This is a genomic window from Sphingomonas chungangi, from assembly GCF_013778325.1.
Taxonomy (GTDB): Bacteria; Pseudomonadota; Alphaproteobacteria; order Sphingomonadales; family Sphingomonadaceae; genus Solisphingomonas; species Solisphingomonas chungangi.
The window spans coordinates 193,861-215,918 of the sequence record NZ_JACEIB010000025.1 but is presented as its reverse complement, the minus strand read 5'-3'; the positions used below and the strand labels follow the sequence as shown (position 1 = coordinate 215,918).

Sequence of the window (22,058 nt, the reverse complement as noted above, 5' to 3'; positions counted from 1 at the left end):
ACCTGCGCATGGCCTTCGACTGCGCTCAGGCTGAACGGGCGTTGGGGTCAGTGCCGCGAGGGTAACCTGATCTCGAACAGGGTCGGCCAATCCTTGCCCGTCACGTAGAGCCGGTCGGCCTTCTTGTCGTAGGCGATGCCGTTGGGGACCGCGCCGGGATCGGTGACGCCCACCTGATCCCACAATGCGCCGACATCGATCCAGCCCTTCACGTGGCCGTCCTTCGGATCGATCCGCGCGATGTATCGGGTCTGCCAGATGTTCGCGAGGATCTCGCCATGGACATATTCGAGCTCGTTGAGCTGCGAGACCGGCTTGCCCTCTGCCGTCACCGTCAGGCGGCGCACCACCTTCATCGATCCGGGCTGGAGGAAGCGCAGTACCGGTGTGCCGTCAGACATGATGATGCGGCGGCCATCCTGCGTCATTGCCCAGCCTTCGCCGGTATAATGCCACTTGGCCGTCTGCTTGAGGCTCTTGAGATCCCAGACGAAGCCCTGCTCGCCATGCCAGACGAAGCTGTAGAGCGTGTCGCCCCAATCGACGATACCCTCGCCGAAAAGGCCGGGGGGGATCTGGATGCTCTGCACGGTGCGGCCGGTGGCGAGCTCCTTCCTGCGGATGAAGCTCTGCCCCTCATAGCCGGTGCTCTCGTAGAGCCAGCCGTCGCGGATCAGCAGGCCTTCGGTGAAGGCCGCCGTGTCGTGCGGATAGCTGCGCACCACCTGCGCCGGCTCGGTCGGCAGCTCGGCTCGCGCTGCCACCGGCAGAAGAAGTGCCAGTAGAAACGCGAGCATCCCCATCAGTCGCGCAGCAGCTCGTTGATGCCGGTCTTGGCGCGGGTCTGCGCGTCGACGGTCTTCACGATCACCGCGCAGTAGAGCGAGGGGCCGCCTTTGGGATCGGGCAGCGCACCCGGCACGACCACCGAGTAGGCCGGCACCTCGCCGCGATGCACATTGCCGGTGGCGCGATCGACGATCTTGGTCGAGGCACCGAGATAGACGCCCATCGACAGCACCGCGCCCTCGCGCACGATCACGCCCTCGGCCACCTCGGCGCGGGCGCCGATGAAGCAATTGTCCTCGATCACCACCGGATTGGCCTGCAGCGGCTCGAGCACGCCGCCGATGCCGGCGCCGCCGGAAAGGTGGACGTTTCGCCCGATCTGCGCGCAGGAGCCGACCGTCGCCCAGGTGTCGATCATCGCGCCCTCGCCGACATTGGCGCCGATGTTGACGAAGCTCGGCATCAGGACGACACCCTTGGCGATGAACGCGCCGCGACGCGCGACGGCGCCCGGCACGGCGCGGAAGCCGGCGGCGCGGAACGTTGCCTCGTTCCAACCGGCGAACTTGCTCGGCACCTTGTCGAAGCCCGGCGCGCCGGCCGCGCCGCCGTCGACGACCTCGTTGTCGTTGAGGCGGAAGGAGAGAAGGACGGCCTTCTTGAGCCACTGATGGACGTGCCAGTTGCCGTCGGCCTGCTTCTCGGCGACACGATAGGTGCCCGCATCCAGCCCCGCCAGCGCCTCTTCCACCGCATCGCGCACCGCGCCGGTGGTGGCGAAGCCGAGGCCGTCGCGCGCCTCCCAGGCCTGGTCGATGGTGGCGGCGAGATCGGCGGTCATAGGTCGTCCCCAAGCAGTGAGTGGAGCCAGTCGGCGAGATCGGTGATGTGATGATCGACGTAGGAGCGATCGGCGTCGTGGCCCTGTTCGGAGCCGTTGTCGAGCCACACCGTCGTCATGCCCAGCGTCTTGGCGGGCGCGAGGTTGCGCGCCATGTCCTCGACGAAGACGCTTTCGTGGGGATCGACGCCCAGGCCTTCGATCATGGAGGCGTAGCTCGCCTCGTGCGGCTTGGGCTTGTAGGCGCTGGCGTGGATGTCGTGGATCGCCTCGAACGTCTCGGACAGGCCGAGACGGGCCAGCACCTTGCGGGCGTATGGCTCGTCGCCGTTGGTGAAGATCAGCTTGCGACCGGGCAGTCGCGCGATCAGCCGGGCGAGGCGGGCATCCTCGGCCAGTACCGAGAGATCGATGTCGTGGACATCGGCGAGATAATGGTGCGGGTCCACCTCATGCTCGGCCATCAGGCCGGCCATCGTGGTGCCGTGCTGCTGGAAATAGCCCTTCTGGATGCGATAGGCCTCGGCCATGTCGTCGAGCCCGAGCGTGCGGGCGACATAGGCGGTCATCCGCTTGTCCATCAGCCCGAACAGGTCCGCCGACGCCGGATACAGCGTGTTGTCGAGATCGAAGATCCAGGCGCGGATATGCGAGAGCTGCGGCGGCATCGGGCGCGGCGTTAGCCTTTACCCGCCCTCCCGCCAAGCCCGTTCGCCCTGAGCGAAGTCGAGGGGACCCCGCGACGCTTGGGGCTGTGCCTCGACTTCGCTCGGCACGAACGGCTTTGGGGAGGCTCGGTTAAACCATGAAGCTTTCGCCGCAGCCGCAGCTGCCCTTGGCGTTGGGGTTTTCGAACACGAAGCCGGCGGTGAAATCGTCCTCCACCCAGGCCATCGTCGACCCGATCAGGTAGAGTATCGATCCGCCATCGACGAAGAAGGTGCCGCCGGGCGTCTCGATCCGCTCGTCCATCGGATCGGCTTGCGCGACGTAATCGACCGAATAGGCCAGGCCAGAGCAGCCCCGTCGCGGGGTCGAGAGCTTGACGCCGATCGCGCCTTCGGGGGCCTTGCCCATCAGCTCGGCGATGCGCGCCTCGGCCGAGGGCGTGAGGTTCAGCGCGGCGGGGCGGGGGCGGCGTGCGGCGGTCGTGGTCATCACAGCATCCCCAGTTCGAGCTTGGCTTCGTCGGACATCTTCTGAGGGTCCCATGGCGGATCCCAGATCAGGTTCACCTCGGCCGACCCTACGCCCGGCACGGCGGCGACGCGCATCTCCACTTCGCCCGGCATCGATTCGGCGACCGGACAATGCGGCGTCGTCAGCGTCATGGTGACGATCGTGTGCCCGCCCGAAATCTCGACGTTATAGACGAGGCCGAGATCGTAGATGTTCACCGGGATCTCGGGATCGTAGATATCCTTGAGCGCGTCGATCACCGCCTCGTAGAGCGCGCCGCCCGGCTCCTCGCCGGAGAGCGGCTCGGGCTTCTGCGACAGGAAGCCGTCGAGATAGTCCTTCTTACGCTCGAAGCCCTCGCGCAGGTCCGAGCGAATTTCGGCGTCGTCGAGGCGCGGCCGCTCCGGGCGCTCCGGCGCCGCTTCCTCGATCTGGGTCTCTGTGTCGCTCATTCGCCGTAACCTAGCCAAAAATCCGCGTAACACGCTCGATGCCCTCGACCAGCGCCTGCACATCCGCAGGGCCATTGTAGACGCCGAAGCTCGCCCGCGCGGTCGCATCGACGCCCAGCGCCGCCATCAGCGGCTGCGCGCAATGATGCCCCGCCCGGATCGCCACCCGGCTCTCGTCCAATATGGTGCCGATGTCGTGGGGATGCACCCCCTCGATCACGAATGACACGATCCCGGCCGAATCCTCCGGCCCGAACACCCGCACCGAATTGATGCTCGCCAGCGCCGCGCGCGTCTCCGCCACCAGAGCGGTCTCGTGGGCATGGATCGCCTCCAGCCCGATGCCCTCGACATAATCGATGGCGGCATGGAGACCGACGACGCCGACGATGTGCGGCGTCCCCGCCTCGAAGCGGGCGGGGGCGGGGAGGTAGGTGGTCGTCTCGAAGGTGACCCTGTCGATCATCGATCCGCCGCCCTGCCACGGCGGCATCGACTCGAGGATCTCAGGCCGAGCCCACAGCACGCCGATGCCGGTCGGCCCGTAGAGCTTGTGGCCGGAGAAAGCGTAGAAATCGACGCCGAGCGCCTGCACATCGACGGGCAGGCGGGGAACCGCCTGGCAGCCGTCGATCAGGATCTTGGCGCCGACCGCATGCGCCAGATCGGCGGCGCGCTTCACGTCGAGCACCGAGCCCAGCACGTTCGAGACGTGCGCCAGCGCCACCAGTTTGTGCTCGCGCGTCAGCATCTGCTCGGCGGCGTCGAGGTCGATGCGGCCGTCCTCGGTGAGAGGGCAGACGTCGATGATCAGGCCGGTCCGCTCGCGGATCAGCTGCCACGGCACGATGTTGGAGTGATGCTCCAGGGTCGAGAGCAGGACGCGGTCGCCGGGCTTCAGGTGGGCGAGGCCCCAGCTCAGCGCGACGAGGTTGATCGCCTCGGTCGCGCCGCGCACGAAGACGATGTCCTTGTCGGAAGCGGCGCCGATGAACTGCGCCACCCGCCGCCGCGCCGCCTCGTAGGCGAGCGTCATGTCGGCGGAGCGCTGGTACACGCCGCGATGCACCGTGGCGTAGGTCTCGCGGTAGGCGCGATCGATCGCGTCGACGACGGGCGTCGGCTTCTGCGCGGTCGCGGCGGTGTCGAGATAGGCCCAGCCCGCCGGGATCGCCGGAAAGTCCGCAACGCGATCGAGCGGCTTGTCGGAAAGCATCACGCTCACAGTACGCGCTCCAATGCCTTGTCGATCGCGGCGGCGAAGGGGCTGTTCTCCTCGACCAGTCCACCGACGAAGGCGCGCAGGAGCAGCGTCTTGGCCTCGGCTGGGGCGATGCCGCGCGAGGCGAGGTAGAAGAGCGCCTGTGCGTCCAGCTCGCCGACGGTGGCGCCGTGGGCGCACTTCACGTCGTCGGCGTAGATCTCCAGCTCGGGCTTGAGGTTGGCGGTGGCGGTGCGGTTCAGCAGCATTGCCTTGGCCGACTGAATGGCATCCGTCCCCTGCGCGCCGCGCGCGACCGCGACCTTGCCGAGATAGGAGCCGGTCGCCTGCCCGCCGAGGATGATGCGCACCGTTTGCTCGCTGGTGGCGTCGGGCTCGGCATGGGTGACGTGGGTGACGATCTCGTGCGTCTCCTGGCCACCCCCGACGATCACGCCGGCCAGCGACAGATGCGCGCCCCTACCCAGCTTAACGGAGAGCGACACCCGGCCGAGCCGGCCGCCCGTCACCGCCACCTGCGCCTCGACACGCGCGCCGGCACCGACCTCGATCGCGTGATCCTCGATGCCGACGCTGTCGGCATCGCCGTCGATCAGGATCGGCAGCACCAAAGTCTCGCCCGGCGCCACGACATGCGTGCGCGTCGCCACCGGCCACACGCCGGCCACGGCCTCCAGATCGGAATAGCGCCACGCCTCGTCGCGCCGGGTGGGCAAATCGCTCATGCCGCGATCGCTCCGTATCCCTCGCGCTCCAGCTCCAGCGCCAGCTCCGGCCCGCCCGAGCGGACGATGCGGCCGTTCGCCAGCACGTGCACGAAGTCCGGCTTCACGTAATCGAGCAGCCGCTGATAGTGGGTGATCAGCAGCACGGCGCGGTCCGGCCGGCGCATGATCGTGTTGATGCCGTCGCCCACAGTCTTGAGCGCATCGATGTCGAGGCCGCTGTCGGTCTCGTCGAGGATGGCGAGCTTCGGGCCGATGATGCCCATCTGCACCATCTCGTTGCGCTTCTTCTCGCCGCCCGAGAAGCCGACATTGACCGGCCGCTTGAGCATCTCCGGATCGAGGCCCAACTCGTTGGCCTGCGCGCGGGCGAGCTTGATGAACTCGCCGCCGGAGAGCGGCTCTTGCCCACGCCCCTTGCGCTGCGCGTTCAACGCCTCGCGCAGGAACTGGAGGTTGGAGACGCCGGGGATCTCGACCGGATACTGGAAGCCGAGGAACAGCCCGGCGGCGGCGCGCTCGTGCGGCTCCATCTCCAGCAGGTCGGCACCGTCGAAGGTGACGGAGCCTTCCGTCACCGCGTAGCCGGGCCGCCCGCCGAGCACATAGGCGGTGGTCGATTTGCCAGCGCCATTCGGCCCCATGATCGCATGGATCTCGCCCGGATTGATGGCGAGCGTGATGCCCTTGAGGATGGCCTTGCCGTCGACTTCGGCGTGGAGGTTGGAGATGTTGAGCATATGCGAGGTCACAGCCATCCTATTAATTGATGCGCTCGATATATTTTGAAGTAGCCCGGAAATCGGCTGCAGCAGGCTCCACTGAACAGGTCGCGTTGGGTTGGCCGTCCCTGTTATCCGAGAAATACAGAGAGCCGGACTGACGATCGAACCGCTCGGTGGTGAAGCACGGCAGCCCATGCGGATCGCAGCCGTGCCGCCGGAAAACAATCTCGCTCTTGTCGAAATGATCGACCTCATCGAGACCACCAACACCCGAAAAATACGACATGAGATCGAGATTCACGTCGATCACGAATTTCGGCATGGGCGGTGCAGGCTTGCTCAGCGAGGTGCACTCCAACCTGAACTTGCCTTCGCTGGTCTGGGCAACTGCTGCACTGGCAGCGGTCGAGAGAAGCAGGCTCGCGAGAAGAAAGCGGGCACTCATCCCACCGACCCCTCCAGCGAGATCCCGAGCAGCTTCTGCGCCTCGACCGCGAACTCCATCGGGAGCTGCTGCAGCACCTCGCGCGCGAAGCCGTTGACGATCAGCGCCACCGCCGCCTCCGGGTCCAGCCCGCGCTGCATCGCGTAGAAGAGCTGGTCGTCGCTAATCTTGGAGGTCGTCGCCTCATGCTCGATCTGCGCCGACGGATTGCGCACCTCGATATAGGGCACGGTATGCGCGCCGCACTGGTCGCCGAGCAGCAGCGAGTCGCACTGGGTGAAGTTGCGCACGCCCTCGGCGGTCGGCCCGACGCGGACGAGGCCGCGATAGGTGTTGTCCGATCGGCCCGCCGAAATGCCCTTCGACACAATCGTCGAGCGGCTGCCCTTGCCGAGATGGATCATCTTGGTGCCGGTATCGGCCTGCTGGCGGTTGGTGGTGACGGCGACCGAATAGAATTCGCCGACGCTGTTCTCGCCCGCCAGCACGCAGCTCGGATATTTCCAGGTGATGGCGGAGCCGGTCTCCACCTGCGTCCAGCTCACCTTGCTGTTGCGGCCCTGGCAGAGCGCGCGCTTGGTCACGAAATTATAGATGCCGCCCTTGCCCTCGGCATCGCCGGGATACCAGTTCTGGACGGTCGAATATTTGATCTCGGCATCGTCGAGCGCGACCAACTCGACCACGGCGGCATGGAGCTGGTTCTCGTCGCGCTGGGGCGCGGTGCAGCCTTCGAGATAGGAGACGTAGGCGCCCTTGTCGGCCACGATCAAAGTGCGCTCGAACTGGCCGGTATTCTCCGCGTTGATGCGGAAATAGGTGCTGAGCTCCATCGGGCAGCGCACGCCCTCGGGCACATAGACGAACGTGCCGTCCGAGAAGACCGCGCAGTTGAGCGTGGCGAAATAATTGTCATGCGTGGGCACGACCTTGCCGAGCCACTTCTTCACCAGCTCGGGATATTCGCGGATCGCCTCCGAGATGGAGAGGAAGATGACGCCGGCCTTCTTCAGCTCCTCGCGGAAGGTGGTGGCGACCGAGACGCTGTCGAACACCGCATCGACCGCGATCTTGCGCTTGGGCGGGGCGTTGGGGTCCTCTTCCTCGACCACACCGGCGAGCAGCTTCTGTTCGGCGATCGGGATGCCCAGCTTCTCGTAGGTGCGCAGGATTTCAGGATCGACCTCGTCGAGCGAGGCGAGCGTCGGCTTCTTCTTGGGCGCCGCGTAATAATAAGCGTCCTGATAATCGATCGGCGGCACGTTGAGCTTGGCCCAGTCGGGCGCCTCCATCGTCTGCCACAGGCGGAAGGCCTTGAGCCGCCAGTCGAGCATCCATTCGGGCTCGTTCTTCTTGGCGGAGATGAAGCGGACGGTGTCCTCGTTCAGCCCCTTGGGCGCGAACTCCTGCTCGATCTCGGTGTTGAAGCCCCACTCGTAGGTGGAAAGCTTCTCCGCGGCGGCGAGGGCTTCGAGATTCTGGGTGGCCATTACGCGATACTCAATTCGGCGCGAGCGGGAGAGACAGGGGCGGGGACGGCGAGGCTGGCGAGGGAGACGTTGGCGAACGCGCCGCGCACCGCCTCGTTGACGACGCCCCAGTGCGGGCGGACCTTGCACGCGCTTTCGAGCGCGCAATCGTGCTTGGCCTCCTCGACGCAGGCGGTGAGCGCGATCGGCCCCTCCACCGCCTCGACGATGTCGGCCAGCGTGATCGTCTCGCACGACTTCGCCAGCACGAAGCCCCCGGCGGCGCCGCGCTGCGTCTCCAGCAGGCCGGCGGCGGCGAGCTTGCCCGCCAGCTTCTGCGCGGTGGGGAGCGGCACGCCGGTCTCGGCGGCGAGGATCGTCGCGGACAGGCGCGCGTGCGGGCAGTGGCGCGCGGCGGCGGCCATCATGACCACGGCATAGTCGGCAAGGCTGGAAAGCCGCATGTCCTCTTGCGATCCGTTCTCAATTCAGACTGATTCGATCCGAATTGCCATGTGGTCGCGGGGAGGGGCCGGGTCAAGGCCTCGTGATAATCACCGACGTCCGTTCGACCTGAGCGAAGTCGGAGGCTATGCGTCGCGGTGGCTGCACTTCGACTACGCTCAGTGCGAACGGACTTGCGATGACAGGGCGCGCCGTTAGCACTAGCGAAAGCCATGCTCTACCACCTTCTCCGCCCGCTCGTCTTCCGTCTGGAGGCGGAGCGTGCGCACCTGCTGTCGCTCTCCGCGCTGGAGAGGGCGCCGAAGCGCAGGGCGCCCGCTTTCGATCCGAGGCTGGCGACCGAGGTGGCGGGGCTGCGCTTTCCCTCGCCAGTCGGCCTCGCGGCGGGCTACGACAAGGATGCGCGCGTGCCCGACGCGATGCTGGGGCTGGGCTTCGGCTTCGTCGAGGTGGGAACGCTCACGCCCAGGCCGCAGCAGGGTAACCCGCAGCCACGCCTGTTCCGCTTGGTCGAGGATCATGCCGTGATCAATCGCATGGGCTTCAACAATGGCGGGCAGGATGCCGCCTTCGCGAGATTGGCGGGCCGGAAGCGGCAAGGGATCGTCGGCGTCAATGTTGGCGCCAACAAGAATGCCGAGGATCGTATCGCGGATTATGCGGCGGGCGTGCGGATGATGGCGCCGGTCGCGGATTATCTGACGATCAACATCTCGTCCCCCAACACGCCTGGCCTGCGCGCCTTGCAGGAGGCGGCGGCGCTCGACGAGCTGCTGGCCGGCGTCATGGAAGCGAGGGGCGAAGCGCGGCCGCCGGTGTTCCTCAAGGTCGCGCCCGATCTGGAATCCGCCGACATCAGCGCGATCTCCCGCGTGGTGATCAATCGCAAGGTGGATGCGCTGATCGTCTCCAACACCACCATCTCGCGGCCGCCGCTCTCGTCCAAATTCGCCGATGAGCAGGGCGGCCTCTCGGGCGAGCCGCTGCGCCCGCTGGCGCTCGCCAAGCTGCGAGAGTTTCGGCACACGACCGGCGGCCAGGTGCCGCTGATCGCCGCCGGCGGGATCGGATCGGCGGCGGACGCCTATGCCCGCATCCGCGCCGGCGCGAGCCTCGTCCAGATCTACTCGGCGCTGGTGTACGAAGGCCCGGTGTTGGCGAAGCGGATCGCGAAGGGGCTGATTCCGCTGCTGGAGCGGGATGGGTTCGGGACGCTGGCCGAGGCGGTGGGTTAACTTTCCCGGCCTCCGTTCGCCCTGAGGAGGGACTAAGCGCAGTCGAAGGTCCGTCTCGAAGGCGCCGCACCTGTGCTTCGAGACGCCGCTTCGACAAGTTCAGCGGCTCCTCAGCACGAACGGAACTTTCATTTTAGTGCGCCGCGACCGTCTCCGTGATCGCGCGGCCTTCACGCCTCGGATCGTAGCCGCCGTCGAACCTGCCGTCGCGGACGATCACGCCCTGGATGCCCGAATCCTCGCCCTGCCCGGGCCGGAGCGAAATCCCGCGCGCGGCGAGCGCGCTCACGACGTCGGGCGGGAACTTGTCGACCTCGCCGAAGAAATACGGCCCCATCGCGATCAGGTTGGGGAGCGCGATGGCGTCCTGCATCGGCAAATGCCAGTCGACCGCGCCGACCATCGACTTGCCGACATAAGCGAGGATCGCGCTGCCGCCCGCCGATCCCAAAGCGCCCGCGAAATGGCCGTCCTTGTCGAGCATGATCAGCGGCACCATCGACGAGCGCGGGCGCTTGCCTGGTGCCACCGCGTTCGCCACCGGCCGTCCCTGCGCATCCTTTGGCGCGAAGTCGAAGTCGGTCAGCTGGTTGTTGAGGAAGAAGCCGTCGACCATCCGGCCGGTGCCGAAGATCGATTCCACCGTCGTCGTCATCGACACGACGTTGCCGGCGGCATCGCGGATGATGATGTGCGAGGTGCCGGTCGGGTCGATCGTGTGATCGAGGCCCGCCATCTGCGCGCCCGCCGGATGGCCGGCCTCGGGCGGTGGCACGGCGGCATTGGCGCCTATCAGCTTCGCGCGCCCGGCGATGTAGGCCGGATCGAGCAGGCCCTGCACCGGCACCGAAACGAACTTCGGGTCGCCGAAATAGCGGTTGCGGTCGGCGTACATCAGCCGGCTCGCCTCGGCGAACTCGAACCAGGCCTGCGGATCGTTGGGCCCGCGCGTGGCGATGTCGGTGTGCTGGAGGATACCGAACAGCTCCAGCAGAGCCGCGCCGCTCGAGGGCGGTGGCGGCACGCACACCTGATAGACGCGGTACGGCCGGCAGATCGCCTCGTGCTCGACCGGGTGATAGGCGGCGAGGTCGGCCAGCGTCATGGTGCCGGGCAGCGGACCGTCATGGGTGCGCGCGATCAGCTTCGCGGCGGTCGGCCCGGTGTAGAGCGCATCGGTGCCCTGCGCGGCCAGCCGGCGGAGGAAATCCGCGTAAGGCAGGTTGATCAGCCGGTCGCCGGCGTTGAGCAAAGTGCCGTCCGGCTTGGAGAAATAACGCTTCACGTCCGGCGCGCTGTTCTCGGTGAAGTCGCCGTGGATCATGTGGGCGAGGCGGGGCGAGACGATGAAGCCATCGGTCGCGGTCTTGGTCGCGTCGCCGAACAGGTCTTTCCACAGCAGCTTGCCATGCTCGTCATGGGCCAGCGCCAGCATCTTGAGTACGCCTGGCACGCCGGTGGCGCGGCCGCTCAGCACCGCCTGTGCGAACGGCATCGGCTTGCCGTCCGGGCCGAGGAACATGCCGGGGTCGGCGCCGGCCGGAGCCTCTTCACGCCCATCATAGACCGTGATCTTGCCGGTCGCGGCGTCGAGGTAGGTCATGAACGAGCCGCCTGCGACGCTGGAGCTCTGCGGCTCGACCAGCGCCAGCATCGCCTGCATGGAGATGGCGGCGTCGATCGCGCTGCCGCCGCGGCGGAGCGTCGCGAGGCCGGTCTCCACCGCCAGCGGATTGGCGGCGGCGACGAAGATGCGTGGCTGCTCCGGTGCCGGCGCGGCGACGGACGGGGCAATGGCGGCCCGTTGCGTCGTCGTCGAGCAGGAGCCCAACGAGAGGGCGAGCACCCCGGCCAGAACACGGCCACCCAAGCGCCTCATGCCGATCATGCGCGAACTCCTTGCCTCGTTACGCCACCCCGCGCGATAACCGGCCCCGTCGCCGCCGTCCACGGTGACGGCATGGCGCGGACCGGATCACGAGGAGAAGGCCGCGGCGAGAGGATGACAATGCGACTGCTCGAACATTTTCCCAACCTCGTCACCATGTTCTTCGCACGCGCCGCCGAGAAGGGCGACGCGCCGATGCTCTGGCGCAAGGAAGCCGGCGCCTGGGTTTCGACGAGCTGGCGCGAGGCGGCGCGGCAGGTGGCGGCGCTGGCGGGGGCGTTGAAGGAAAAGGGGCTCCAGCCCGGCGACCGGGTACTGCTCGTCTCCGAGAACCGGCCCGAATGGTGCATCGCCGATTATGCGATCATGGCGGCGGGCTGCGTGACAGTGCCGGCCTACACCAGCAACACCACGCGCGATCACGCGCATGTGCTGGAGAATAGCGGCGCCAAGGCGGTGGTCGTTTCCACCGCCAAGCTCGCTGCGACCTTGATCCCGGCGGTGCTGCGCTCGGGTCATGTCACCCTCGTCGTCGGCATGGAGGCGATGAAGATCGGCCAGCAGGGCACGTTCGAGTTCTGCAACTGGGACGCGCTGGCCGCCGCCCCGTCCGACATCGGTGCCTGTGCGGACGCCGCCAAGGCGTTCGGGCGCGACGATCTCGCCTGCATCATCTACACGTCCGGCACCGGCGGTGCGCCGCGCGGCGTGATGCAGCATCATGGCGCCATCCTCCACAACGTCGCGGGCGCGAGCCACGTCGTCTCGGAGGATTTTGGCTGGGGGGACGAGGTGTTCCTCTCCTTTCTGCCGCTCTCCCACGCCTACGAGCATACCGGCGGGCAGCACCTGCCGGTCGGGCTGGGCGGGCAGATCTATTATGCGGAAGGGCTCGACAAGCTCGCCGCCAATATCGAGGAGGTGCGGCCGACCCTGATGGTGGTGGTGCCGCGCCTGTTCGAGGTGCTGCGCACCCGCATCGCCAAGGCGATCGAGAAGCAGGGCGCGCTGCCCGCCTGGCTGCTCCAGCGCGCCGAGGAGATGCCGGACAGGCCGAAGCTCTGGCAGCGGCCGATGGACATGCTGCTCTCCGCCACCATCCGCAAGAAGGTGCGCGGGCGTTTCGGCGGGCGGATGAAGGCGCTGGTCTCGGGTGGTGCGCCGCTCAACCCCGAGGTCGGCCGCTTCTTCGCCTCGCTGGGCCTGATGCTGCTGCAAGGTTATGGCCAGACCGAGGCGGCGCCGGTGATCAGCTGCAACCGGCCCAAGGCCGGGATCAAGCTCGATACGGTCGGCCCGCCGCTCCCCGATACCGAGATCCGGATCGCCGAGGATGGCGAGATCCAGGTGAAGGGCGAGCTGGTGATGAAGGGCTATTGGCAGAATCCCGAGGAGACGGCGCGCGTGCTGTCGCCCGACGGCTGGCTCGCCACCGGCGACATCGGCCATATCGACGACAGGGGCCGGCTGGTCATCACCGATCGCAAGAAGGACATCATCGTCAACGACAAGGGCGACAATGTCGCGCCCCAGCGGGTCGAAGGGATGCTGACGCTCCAGCCCGAAATCCTCCAGGCGATGGTCTCGGGCGACCGGCGGCCCTACCTTGTCGGTCTGGTCGTGCCCGATCCCGAATGGCAGGCGGAATGGGCGAAAATGGCGCCCGATGCCGGGCCTGATGCGCTCCATCGCGCGCTGCAGGCGGCTGTGGACCGGGTCAACGCCGATCTCTCCACCACCGAGAAGGTACGTCGCGTGCTGGTGGCCGACGAGGCCTTCACGATCGAGAATACCGAGCTCACGCCCTCGATGAAGATCCGCCGCCACGTGATCCGCGCGCGCTACGGCGCCCGGCTCGATGCGCTCTACAAGGCCTCGGCCTATTGAGGCTTCTTCGCCTTCGCATAGGGCACGAAATCGCCCAGCCCGCATGAGCCGTAATTGAAATGGCTCGTAAAATCGATGATCTGGACAATGTCGCCGCGGCAGAGCGACGTGCCCGGCGTGCTGGTGGCGAGGCCGCGACCGGGCCGGAGCAGCGGGCATTGCTCCGGCCGGTTGAGGTAATCCGGCCCGCTCTTCATACGGTAGAGGATGGCGCCGTCGAACGTATCGCTGCTGTCGATGAAGTTCTGCTGGATGCAGTTGGTCGGCCGGGCTGCGGTGCGGCCGGCCAGTTCCTTGTCCAGCGATGGCTGTCTGGCCTGCGCCGTCATGGCGGCGAGCAGCAAGGCGGAGAGCATCAGGATGCGCATGGCAGAATCCTTTCCGGCACTACAACGCAAGGACGAAGTCGCGGTGCCGTGCCCTTACCCGCGCCTGCTCAACGGCCTTGCGGGCGAGGCTTGGGCTTAGCGGCAGGAGCCGGAGTGCTCCCGCCCGTCGCCGCCAGTTCCGCCTTGGCCCGGTTCGATCCATCGCTGCCCGGCTCGGCGGAGACGGCGCGGGTCCATTGCGCGCGGGCATCGTCCATGTCGCCCGCCGTCGCGGCGATATTGCCGGCTTCGAAGAGAATGTCGGACTGGTTGGGCGCCTTCAGCATCGCCTCGTTGATATCCGCCTTGGCGCGCGTCGTGTCGCTCAAGCGACGCGCGAGCGTGGCCGATAGCAGCCAGGCCATCGGATCGTCCGGCACCAGCTTCACCGCCTGATCGAGATCGGGGCGCGCGGACGCGGCGTCACCGGCCCCCACGGCAGCGCGGGCTCGATCGAGATAGGCTTCGCCCTTCAGCGTGTCCGGCAGCACCGGCGAGGCGATCGCGGTGGAGAGCGCTTCGCGCGCCTTGGCAAAATCTCCGCCGGCCAGCGCCGCATTGCCGGCAGAAACCCACATGTTGGCGGCCGCGACCGGCTCGTGCGTCTGGTCCGCGAGCGTGGCGGCGGTGGTGAAGGCATCGACCGCGCCCTTCCAGTCGCCGGCCGTGCTGCGTGCAATGCCAAGGCACTGCGCCGCCGCCACCCCGCCACCGGTCTTCGCCCAGGCGATCGCCTCCTTCTGCGCGGCGGCCGGATCGCTGTCCGACAGGCGGGTACAGGCATTGAAGCGCGCCTCCGCGCTGCGGGTGTCGGCGGGGCCGGGCGCCGCGACAGCGGCGGCGAGCAGCAGGGGAAGGATCACAGGCTCTCCAGAAGGCTCTCGACGGTGCGCAGCAGCAGCGCGATGTCCTGCGGGCGCGACAGGCGATGATCGCCGTCCTTGACGAGGATGGTCTGCACGTCGGCTGAACGGACGAGCGCGGCGATGCGCTGGGACACCCAGATCGGCACTTCGGGATCGGCCTCGCCGTGGAGCAGGCGCACAGGCCCGTCGAACGCGATCGGCGCATGAAGCAGGCGCTGGGACTCGGCGGATTGCCAGAAGGCGCGGGTCGTCACCATCGGCGCTCCGTAGGCGGAGGGCTGCTCGATCCGGCCTTCCTGGAGGATGCGCATCTTCTCGTCCTGATCGAACCCCCAGTCCGAGAAATCGGGGGCGGATGCGATGCCGACGAGGGCGCGGATGCGATCCGGGCGTGCCAGCGCCACCAGCAGCATCAGCCAGCCGCCCATCGAGGAGCCGACCAGCACGAGATCGCCCTCGCTCGCATCCACCATGGCGAGCGCATCGTCGCGCCAGCTCGCCAGCGTGCCTTTCTCGAAGCGGCCCTCGCTCTCGCCGCAGCCGGCATAATCGAAGCGCAGCATCGCGCGGTCGGTTTCCGCCGCCCAGGCGTCGATCGCCACGGCCTTGCTGCCCGCCATGTCGGAGGCATAGCCGGGCAGGAACAGGATCGCCGGCCCCCCGCCGGGCCGGAAGTGGAAGGCAAGGCGAGGGAGCCCCTCGCGTGCGAGGAATTGCGGCGGCTCCGCCGGGCTCAGATCACCCATCCGCCGTGGCGCGTCTCGATGGTGGCGTCCCTTTTGGCGCCGCGCTTGCGGACGAGGCGGTCGTTGAGCGTCCTGATCGTCTCGCTGCCCTTGCTCTTGAACAGGGCCGGCACGGCCGCGTGTACGAGGCAGGCGACACCCGCCGCGATCATCGCGAAGCCATACGACGATGCCTCGCGCGCATGCTCGGTGTAGGTCTCGCCGACGTCGGCCGGGTGATCGAGGAACAGCTTGGACAGCATGCGCGCGCCTTCCATGGGACAATGCGCCCCTTATCCTACGCTGGACTCGCCTCGTCCAGTGGCCCCTCCCATTTCGCGACCACTGCCGCGGCCACCGCATTGCCGACCACGTTGGTGGCGGATCGGCCCATGTCGAGAAAGTGATCGACCGCGAGGATCAGCACCAGCCCCGCTTCCGGTATGCCGAAATGGCCCATCACGGCGGCGATCACTACCAGGCTCGCTCGCGGCACACCGGCCATCCCCTTGGAGGTGATCATCAGGATCAGCACCATGACGATCTGCTGGCCGATCGGAATGTCGATGCCGTAGACCTGCGCGATGAAGAGCGTCGCGAAGGTCATGTAGATCATCGAACCGTCGAGGTTGAAGCTGTAGCCGAGCGGCAGCACGAAGCTGGCGATGCGGCGCGGGATACCGAACTCCTCCAGGGCTTCGAGCAGGCGCGGATAGGCTGCTTCCGACGAGGCGGTGGAGAAAGCGAGCAGGGCGGGCTCGCGGATCAGCGCGACGAGCCGCCGGGTGCGGCCGCCCAGCATCACGAAGCCCGCGCCGATCAGCACTGCCCACAGCACCGCGAGCGCAAGATAGAAGCTGCCGACGAAGCGCCCGAAGGTCAGCACGATCCCCGCGCCGTTGATCGCGACCGCGTGGGCGATGGCGGCGAACACCGCGATCGGCGCGACCCGCATCACGTAATCGGTGATCTTAAGCATGACCGCGACCAGTGCCTCGATCCCCGAGACCAGCGGCTTCACCACCTCACCCACCGCCACGATCGCGACGCCGAAGAAGACCGAAAAGACGACAATCGGCAGGATGTCGTTGTCCGCCATCGCCTCGATCATCGAGGCGGGCACGATGTGGACGAAGAAATCGTGCAGGTTGAACGCTTTGGTATCGAGCGCCATCGTATCGGTGGCTGCCGGCAGGGTGAGCCCGCTATGCGCGCCCGGCGCCAGCAGGTTGACCAGCAGCAGGCCGAGCGTCAGCGACACCAGGCTCGCGCCGACGAACCAGCCGAGCGTCCGCCCGCCGATCCGCCCCAGCGCCGAGGTGTCGCCCATGTGCGCCACGCCCACCACCAGCGTGGAAAACACCAAGGGCGCGATGATCATCTTGATCAGCCGCAGGAACAGATCGGTGAAGATGGTAAGGTAGCCCGCCCATTGATCCAGCACCGGTCCGGCGAGCGTGGCGTGCATCGCCAGCCCAGCCGCGAAGCCCAGCACCATGCCGATCAGGATGAACAGGGTCAGCCGCTTTGCCACACATGCTCCGTTAAGGATGGACGCGCACAAGAGGGGAGGCAGCTCGCGCGGTCAAGCCGTGGAACCGAAACCGCCGATCCGCATTGCGCGTCCAGTCGTGTTACGACCTGTCCCGGGGGAAAACGCCTATGAAACGTGCCGCCTTTGCGCTGCTTGGCCTGTTGCTTTCCGCTCCGTCCGTCGCCGCTGCCTCGCCCGACGACAGCATCACGCGGATCAACGCGGCGCCGGCGCGCGACGGCTGGTTCGTCTGCGATGCTCTGAGCAGCCCGTACGCGCTGTTCGCAGGCAAGGCGGACAAGGGAGCGAGCGTGATCACATTGCTCGATCGGCGCACCGGCCGCTTCGACACGCAGAGCTATCAGGTGGGCAATCCCGATCCCGGTGCGGGACAGATTTACTGGTCGCTGTCGCAGGGCGGCAAGGAAGTGGGCAACGTCCACGCCGTCAATCCCGGCATGATCGAAGATGACGGCGCGACGGTGCCCACCGTCACCAGCGTGAAGCTGGACGACAGGCAGCTCGATTGCCGCTTCCTGGCGCACACGCGCTTCATCGGGCTCGATTCGCGGCGCACCGTGGTGGTGACGGAGACGCCGCAGGGCCTCGTCTATCAGGCCTTCTCCTTCCGCAAGCGCGGCCCCGCGATCCAGCCCGACGGCGTGCAGCGCACCAGCAAGCCGACGCTGAAGCTCCTCGGCGGATCCGAGGTGGTGGGCGATCGGCCCGGCTTCCGCTTCGCCAATGCGGGCTACGTCTATTACGTTCAGCGCCCGCGCGGCGGCGAGGCGGCGGGGCTGACCGTCACGCACAACGGCATCCTGCTGGGCGCCGAGAAATATGTCGGCTTCACCTACGCGCCGCCGATCGGCCGGGCGCCGGAAAAGCTGACGGCGGCCTTGGGCCCTGATTCTGTGTGGTCGGGGCAGGGCGTGGACACATGCCGCAAAGGCGACGCGAAGCTGATCGATGCTTGCCTGGTCGATCTGATGAGGAAGGGCGGCGCCTCGGCCGCCTCGATCGCATTCACCCAGAAGCTGATCGCGGCCGACAGCCCCGGCTACGTATCGGGCTGGAGGCAAGCGGGGCGCGTCGGCATCGCGACCGTAACCTATCCATTTCGCGCCAACACCAACAGTGGGACCTGGCTGGCGCCGGTGGCGGGCGATCCGATCGACGCCGATGCCTACCAGCTGACCGCAGGTGACAAGCTCCGTGCCGACTACAAGGCGGCGATGGCCGACAATCCGAACGCCTTCCCGGTGCCGCCCGGCACCATCTCCTTCGACAAGACGCCGGCCGGCAACCTGCGCGTGCTGGTTACGACGCCGACCGCAACCTGCCGCGCCTGCGCGCCGGGCGCCTCGATCATCGTCGGCTACGATTTCGACGCGGCCGGGCATTTCCTGTTCGCGGGCGTGGTGGCGGTCGCCTGACGCGGGTTGCGTGGGGGGCATTGAACCGTACATAGGCGGGCATTCTCACGTTTAACGGGATTAAGCCTTTCCATGTCCGCGATGCTCAAGATCACGCTGCCCGACGGTTCCGTCCGCGAGGTAGCCCCGGGGACTACCCCGGCGGACATCGCGGCGGCGATCGGGCCGGGGCTCGCCAAGGCGGCGATCGCAGCGAAGGTCGACGGCGAGCTGCGCGACATCATGCGCCCGCTGGAGGCGGACACGCACCTTGCGCTGGTGACGGCGAAGGACGAGGCGGACGCGCTCGAACTCGTCCGGCACGACTATGCCCACGTGCTGGCCGAGGCGGTGCAGCAGCTCTTCCCCGGCACGCAGATCACCTTCGGCCCGTCCACCGACGATGGTTTCTACTACGATTTCGCGCCCAGGGACCGCGCGTTCACCGAGGAGGACCTGCCCGCGATCGAGGAGGCGATGCGCAGGATCATCGCCAAGGACGAGCCGCTGATCCGCGAAGTGTGGAGCCGCGCCGACCTGATCGCGCGCTGGCAGCGCGACGGCGAGACGTTCAAGGCCGAATGGGCCGCCGAGCTGCCCGAAGGCGAGGAACTGACGGTGTATCGCGCCGGCAAGGGCGAAGATGCCTGGCTCGACATGTGCCGGGGGCCGCATCTCGCCTCCACCGGCAAGCTGGATCCGAGCGCCTTCAAGCTGACGCGCGTGTCCGGCGCCTATTGGCGTGGCGACCAGAAGAACGCGATGCTCTCGCGCATCTACGGCACCGGGTGGTTGAACAAGAAGCAGCTCGACGCGCACCTCACGCGCCTCGAGGAGGCCGCCAAGCGCGACCATCGCAAGCTGGGTCAGGAGATGGACCTGTTCCACCTCCAGGCCGAGGCGCATGGCAGCGTGTTCTGGCACCCCAAGGGCTATATCATCTGGCGCGTGCTGGAGGCCTATATGCGCCGCCGGCTCGACGCGGCGGGCTATCAGGAGGTGAAGACCCCGCAGATCATGGACGCGCGCCAGTGGGAGCAATCCGGCCACTGGGGCAAGTATCGCGAGAATATGTTCGTCATCCCCGACGAGGTGCCGAATACCGAGGACGAGGGCCCGGTCGTTTCGAACGAGGCGCAGTGGATGGCGCTCAAGCCGATGAACTGCCCGGCGCACGTGCTGATCTTCCGGCAGGGCATCAAGTCCTACCGCGACTTGCCGCTGCGCCTCGCCGAGATGGGCTGCTGCCACCGCAACGAGCCGCACGGCGCGCTGCACGGGCTGATGCGCGTGCGCCAGTTCACGCAGGACGACGCCCACATCTTCTGCCGCGAGGACCAGATCGTCGACGAGGTCAGCCGATTTTGTGACCTGCTCGACACGATCTACAAGGATCTCGGCTTCCCCGATTACGCGATCAAGCTGGCACTCCGCCCGGAGAAGCGCTTCGGCAGCGACGCAATGTGGGACTGGTCCGAACAGTCGATGCGCGATGCTGTGGCGGCGACGGGCCGCAACACGCCCGAATGGGGCTGGGAGGAACTGCCGGGCGAAGGCGCCTTCTACGCGCCGAAGCTGGAGTTCCACCTGACCGACGCGATCGGCCGTACCTGGCAGGTCGGTACGATCCAGACCGATACGGTACTGCCCGAGCGACTCGATGCGAGCTACGTGGCGGAGGATGGCGAGCGGCATCGCCCGATCATGCTCCACCGCGCGATCCTCGGCTCCTACGAGCGCTTCATCGGCATCCTGATCGAGCATTTTGCCGGCAAGTTCCCGCTCTGGCTGGCGCCGGTGCAGGCGGTGGTGGCGACGATCGTGTCGGATGCCGACGGCTATGCGGAGGAGGTCGCGGCCAAGCTCGCGGCGGCGGGCATCCGCGTCGAGACCGATCTGCGCAACGAGAAGATCAACTACAAGGTGCGCGAGCATTCCCTTGCGAAAGTCCCGTACCTGCTGGTTCTGGGCAAGCGCGAGGCCGACGAGCGCACCGTCGCGGTCCGCCCGCTCGGCACCGACGCGCGGCAGGAGGTGATTGCGCTGGATGCACTGGTCGAGCGGCTGAAGGCGGAAGCGCTCGCGCCCGATCTTCGCGGTTGAGCGTTTAACTCACCGGAATGCGGGGTGGCTGTGGCCGCCCCGCATCTTCCGTTTTGTTCACGAAATCACTATATGCGCGCAATTCAGGCGACAACAGGAGAAGCCGCTATACGACCCCCGATTATGCGCCGCCCGCTCGGCGCGCCCCCGATGCCCCTCAATGGCCCGCGTTTCGACGAGTTCATCAACGTCCCCAAGGTCCGCGTGATCGATGAGGCGGGCGAGAATCTCGGCGTGATGTACACGCGCGAGGCGATGGAGCAGGCCAACGAGCTGGGGCTGAATCTCGTCGAGGTGTCGCCCAACGCCGATCCGCCCGTCTGCAAGTTCCTCGATGTCGGCAAGTTCAAGTACGAGGCGCAGAAGAAGGCCAATCTCGCCCGGAAGTCGCAGAAGACGCAGGAGATCAAGGAGATCAAGATGCGTCCGAACATCGACGACCACGATTATCAGACCAAGATGAAGAAGATCTTCGAGTTCATCGAAGAGGGCGACAAGGTGAAGTGCACGCTCCGCTTCCGCGGCCGCGAGCTCGCCCACGGGCAGCTCGGCATGCAGGTGCTCCAGCGCGTCCAGGCCGACGTGGCGGAGATCGCCAAGGTCGAGCAGTTTCCGCGCATGGAAGGCCGTCAGATGCTGATGGTGATCGCGCCGAAATAAGGCCGACTAGAAATCCGTTCGGCTGAGCCTGTCGAACCCTTGTCCTTCCTTTCGCTGCTGAAGGAAGAAGGGCAGCGCTTCGACGAGCTCAGCGCGAACGATTTTGCCTGATTATGGCCAGGCGCCCGTCGATCCACCGATAGGCATAGCCAAGCCCGGCGAAGAACAGGGCGATCACCGCCATCTTCTGCGCCGTCGGGCGGGCGCCATATTTGCCGACATCCATGAACGGGTACGGGTACCATCCCGTGATCGCGCCGTGGATCAGAACCCAGGCCGTATAGGCCAGCGGATAGATCAGCCAGCGCAGCGGCGCGAGGCGATCAATTCCACCATGCGGCGCGAAGGCGATCCAGCCGACCAGCCACAAGCCTGGCACGAGCTGGTGAACCAGCATATTGCCCCACCAACCGATGGCGGTAAGGTGGATCAGGCCCGCCAGTAGCAGCTGGAAGATCACCGCCACCACCGTGATGTGGACCGAGATCGCGGTCGATGTGCCCGGGCTGGCCGCCCAGCGATGCAAACGCCCTTCGCCGATAGCCGCGCCGATGCTCGCCGTCATCGCCAGCGCGTTGGTGAGGATGGTGAAGAAGCTCAGGAAGACGATCGTGCGGCCGGCCAGCTGGCCGGGATGGCCACCGACCGTCACGTCATATTCGATCCCCAGCCCAATGGCCGCGAGGATCGCGACCAGCAGGTGCCAGGCGCGATTCGCCGTCACGCTTCCCACAATTCGATCGGCAATCCCTCGGGATCGACGATGCGGGCGAAGCGGCCATATTCGGTTTCCCATTCGGCTCTGCGTTCGACAGCGATACCTTCGCTCTCCAGCTTCGCCGCCAGCGCATCCAGTTCGGCGACGCGCAGGTTCAGCATGAAGCTCTGATCTGCCGGGAAATAATCGGTGTCGTGCTTGAACGGCGCGAAGACAGTCATCCCCGCCTCCTGATTCCAGACCGAACTGCTCCCCGCATCGATGTCGAGATGTTGCTTGTACCAGGCCGCGCGCGTCTCCGGATCGCGACTGCGGAAGAAGAGCCCACCGATTCCCGTCACTGCCAT

24 protein-coding genes are annotated in these 22,058 nt (G+C 66.9%); 5 read left to right on the top strand and 19 right to left on the bottom strand.

Annotation, left to right across the window (positions count from 1 at the left end; genetic code table 11):
• Positions 1–47: 47 nt before the first annotated feature.
• From HZF05_RS15365 to HZF05_RS15315, 11 genes are all read right to left on the bottom strand, one after another.
• Positions 48–803 carry a glutaminyl-peptide cyclotransferase gene (locus tag HZF05_RS15365; RefSeq protein ID WP_160365440.1) on the bottom strand — a complete coding sequence of 252 codons (756 nt, stop codon included), beginning with the start codon at positions 801–803 and terminating at the stop codon, positions 48–50.
• Positions 803–1,630: a 2,3,4,5-tetrahydropyridine-2,6-dicarboxylate N-succinyltransferase gene (gene dapD, locus HZF05_RS15360; RefSeq protein WP_160365439.1), complete on the bottom strand. Its 828-nt coding sequence runs from the start codon at positions 1,628–1,630 to the stop codon at positions 803–805. Before dapD ends, HZF05_RS15365 begins: the two co-directional genes overlap by 1 nt.
• A complete protein-coding gene (locus HZF05_RS15355; protein WP_160365438.1) occupies positions 1,627–2,298 on the bottom strand; it encodes a pyrimidine 5'-nucleotidase in 672 nt (223 codons plus the stop codon). The genes dapD and HZF05_RS15355 overlap by 4 nt, the downstream gene beginning before the upstream one ends.
• Positions 2,299–2,428: 130 nt before the next feature.
• Positions 2,429–2,788, bottom strand: coding sequence for a HesB/IscA family protein (locus tag HZF05_RS15350; RefSeq protein ID WP_160365437.1), 360 nt, complete (start codon positions 2,786–2,788; stop codon positions 2,429–2,431).
• On the bottom strand, positions 2,788–3,261 hold the full coding sequence (locus HZF05_RS15345; protein ID WP_160365436.1) for an SUF system Fe-S cluster assembly protein: 474 nt from the start codon (positions 3,259–3,261) through the stop codon (positions 2,788–2,790). Before HZF05_RS15345 ends, HZF05_RS15350 begins: the two co-directional genes overlap by 1 nt.
• Before the next feature lie 10 nt (positions 3,262–3,271).
• The gene (locus HZF05_RS15340; RefSeq protein WP_160365523.1) at positions 3,272–4,477 is read right to left on the bottom strand and encodes a cysteine desulfurase; all 1,206 of its coding nucleotides are present in this window, start codon (positions 4,475–4,477) and stop codon (positions 3,272–3,274) included.
• A 5-nt stretch (positions 4,478–4,482) separates the two neighbouring features.
• Entirely contained in the window at positions 4,483–5,208 is a 726-nt protein-coding gene (locus HZF05_RS15335; RefSeq protein ID WP_160365435.1) for a SufD family Fe-S cluster assembly protein, read from the bottom strand.
• Positions 5,205–5,948, bottom strand: a complete 744-nt coding sequence (sufC, locus tag HZF05_RS15330) for a Fe-S cluster assembly ATPase SufC (protein ID WP_160365522.1) — start codon at positions 5,946–5,948, stop codon at positions 5,205–5,207. Before sufC ends, HZF05_RS15335 begins: the two co-directional genes overlap by 4 nt.
• 22 nt (positions 5,949–5,970) lie before the next feature.
• Positions 5,971–6,378: a hypothetical protein gene (locus tag HZF05_RS15325; protein WP_160365434.1), complete on the bottom strand. Its 408-nt coding sequence runs from the start codon at positions 6,376–6,378 to the stop codon at positions 5,971–5,973.
• Entirely contained in the window at positions 6,375–7,868 is a 1,494-nt protein-coding gene (gene sufB / locus HZF05_RS15320; protein ID WP_160365433.1) for a Fe-S cluster assembly protein SufB, read from the bottom strand. Before sufB ends, HZF05_RS15325 begins: the two co-directional genes overlap by 4 nt.
• Positions 7,868–8,311, bottom strand: coding sequence for an SUF system Fe-S cluster assembly regulator (locus HZF05_RS15315; protein ID WP_160365432.1), 444 nt, complete (start codon positions 8,309–8,311; stop codon positions 7,868–7,870). Before HZF05_RS15315 ends, sufB begins: the two co-directional genes overlap by 1 nt.
• 213 nt (positions 8,312–8,524) lie before the next feature.
• On the opposite strand from HZF05_RS15315, the gene HZF05_RS15310 reads away from it, so the two are divergent.
• Positions 8,525–9,547, top strand: a complete 1,023-nt coding sequence (locus HZF05_RS15310; protein ID WP_160365431.1) for a quinone-dependent dihydroorotate dehydrogenase — start codon at positions 8,525–8,527, stop codon at positions 9,545–9,547.
• 133 nt (positions 9,548–9,680) lie between these two features.
• Here the strand turns inward: HZF05_RS15310 and HZF05_RS15305 are convergent, their stop codons facing one another.
• Positions 9,681–11,435 (bottom strand): gamma-glutamyltransferase family protein, encoded by a 1,755-nt coding sequence (locus HZF05_RS15305; RefSeq protein ID WP_246332030.1) that lies wholly within the window; start codon positions 11,433–11,435, stop codon positions 9,681–9,683.
• A 120-nt stretch (positions 11,436–11,555) separates the two neighbouring features.
• On the opposite strand from HZF05_RS15305, the gene HZF05_RS15300 reads away from it, so the two are divergent.
• Entirely contained in the window at positions 11,556–13,322 is a 1,767-nt protein-coding gene (locus tag HZF05_RS15300; RefSeq protein WP_160365430.1) for an AMP-dependent synthetase/ligase, read from the top strand.
• Here HZF05_RS15300 and HZF05_RS15295 read toward each other — a convergent pair.
• The 5 genes from HZF05_RS15295 to HZF05_RS15275 form a co-directional block, all read right to left on the bottom strand.
• The gene (locus HZF05_RS15295) at positions 13,316–13,690 is read right to left on the bottom strand and encodes a hypothetical protein (protein WP_160365429.1); all 375 of its coding nucleotides are present in this window, start codon (positions 13,688–13,690) and stop codon (positions 13,316–13,318) included. The genes HZF05_RS15300 and HZF05_RS15295 overlap by 7 nt on opposite strands.
• Before the next feature lie 68 nt (positions 13,691–13,758).
• On the bottom strand, positions 13,759–14,553 hold the full coding sequence (locus tag HZF05_RS15290; protein ID WP_181638892.1) for a tetratricopeptide repeat protein: 795 nt from the start codon (positions 14,551–14,553) through the stop codon (positions 13,759–13,761).
• The gene (locus HZF05_RS15285) at positions 14,550–15,302 is read right to left on the bottom strand and encodes an alpha/beta hydrolase family protein (RefSeq protein ID WP_160365428.1); all 753 of its coding nucleotides are present in this window, start codon (positions 15,300–15,302) and stop codon (positions 14,550–14,552) included. The genes HZF05_RS15290 and HZF05_RS15285 overlap by 4 nt, the downstream gene beginning before the upstream one ends.
• Positions 15,290–15,544: a DUF6356 family protein gene (locus tag HZF05_RS15280; protein ID WP_160365519.1), complete on the bottom strand. Its 255-nt coding sequence runs from the start codon at positions 15,542–15,544 to the stop codon at positions 15,290–15,292. The genes HZF05_RS15285 and HZF05_RS15280 overlap by 13 nt, the downstream gene beginning before the upstream one ends.
• Positions 15,545–15,579: 35 nt before the next feature.
• Positions 15,580–16,815, bottom strand: coding sequence for a cation:dicarboxylate symporter family transporter (locus HZF05_RS15275; protein WP_160365427.1), 1,236 nt, complete (start codon positions 16,813–16,815; stop codon positions 15,580–15,582).
• Between the two features lie 128 nt (positions 16,816–16,943).
• On the opposite strand from HZF05_RS15275, the gene HZF05_RS15270 reads away from it, so the two are divergent.
• From HZF05_RS15270 to infC, 3 genes are all read left to right on the top strand, one after another.
• A complete protein-coding gene (locus tag HZF05_RS15270; RefSeq protein ID WP_160365426.1) occupies positions 16,944–18,251 on the top strand; it encodes a hypothetical protein in 1,308 nt (435 codons plus the stop codon).
• 72 nt (positions 18,252–18,323) lie between these two features.
• Entirely contained in the window at positions 18,324–20,333 is a 2,010-nt protein-coding gene (thrS, locus tag HZF05_RS15265) for a threonine--tRNA ligase (protein WP_160365425.1), read from the top strand.
• 150 nt (positions 20,334–20,483) lie between these two features.
• A complete protein-coding gene (infC, locus tag HZF05_RS15260) occupies positions 20,484–20,993 on the top strand; it encodes a translation initiation factor IF-3 (protein ID WP_219998380.1) in 510 nt (169 codons plus the stop codon).
• An 88-nt stretch (positions 20,994–21,081) separates the two neighbouring features.
• Here infC and HZF05_RS15255 read toward each other — a convergent pair whose 3' ends face one another.
• Both HZF05_RS15255 and HZF05_RS15250 read right to left on the bottom strand, forming a co-directional pair.
• On the bottom strand, positions 21,082–21,717 hold the full coding sequence (locus HZF05_RS15255; protein WP_343046898.1) for a Pr6Pr family membrane protein: 636 nt from the start codon (positions 21,715–21,717) through the stop codon (positions 21,082–21,084).
• A complete protein-coding gene (locus HZF05_RS15250) occupies positions 21,714–22,058 on the bottom strand; it encodes a VOC family protein (RefSeq protein ID WP_160365423.1) in 345 nt (114 codons plus the stop codon). Before HZF05_RS15250 ends, HZF05_RS15255 begins: the two co-directional genes overlap by 4 nt.